Source organism: Mycobacterium arosiense ATCC BAA-1401 = DSM 45069 (assembly GCF_002086125.1).
In the GTDB taxonomy this organism is placed as follows: domain Bacteria; phylum Actinomycetota; class Actinomycetes; order Mycobacteriales; family Mycobacteriaceae; genus Mycobacterium; species Mycobacterium arosiense.
Genome location: NZ_MVHG01000224.1, coordinates 1 through 705, shown reverse-complemented (window position 1 = coordinate 705; position 705 = coordinate 1). Strand labels below are relative to the sequence as shown.

The following is a 705-nucleotide window of genomic DNA, read 5'->3' as shown; positions in this document are numbered from 1 at the left end:
GACTAGAGCCAGGCCACCGGACCAGGGGGTCAAAATTCGGATGCCGCGCCGGGGTCAGTTTTCAGGCGCCGCCGACATCTTATTGACTGTATGAGGGGTTCGGCCTGAATGGTGGTGGCTGACCACCGGACACGAGAGTTCCATTGCCGCAATCGGATTCGCCCAGAGATGATGCTGCCGCCAAGCTGGCTGAGTTGTTGCCGGCGGCGGCGGTCGATGCCTTATTGGCCGACGCCGAAGCGTCCGGTACCCCGATTGATGGCCCCGATGGGTTGCTGGCGCAAATGACCAAGGCGGTGCTCGAACGCGCTTTGGACGTCGAAATCGCTGATCACCTGGGCTATGGGCAGCCCGGTGATCGTGCCCAAGCGCAAACGCCGCCTGGGCCAGGTCGAGGACATGATCTTGTCGCTGTATGCCCGGGGCATGTCCACGCGCGATATCACCGAGCACCTCGGCGAGGTCTATGGCGCCACGGTTTCGGCGGCCACGATTTCGCGGGTCACCGACGTGGTTGTCGAGGAGATCGCCGCCTGGCAATCGCGCCCGGTCGATCCGGGGCGGATTCCGGTCATCGTTGCGAATCAGTGAAGTTGGTATCGACGTTCCCATCGTTGCAGAAGCTCGTTCGGTGTGTTGTCTTTGAGGCACAATCGTGGGCGGTCGTTGAGTTCGTCGGCGATCTGGCGGAGTTGGTCGTCGTCC

Annotated in this window: 1 pseudogene; it reads left to right on the top strand. The window is 62.4% G+C overall.

Annotation, left to right across the window (positions count from 1 at the left end):
• Positions 1-185: 185 nt before the first annotated feature.
• A pseudogene (locus tag BST14_RS28195) lies at positions 186-558 on the top strand (transposase); the annotation flags it as partial.
• Between the last annotated feature and the right edge of the window lie 147 nt (positions 559-705).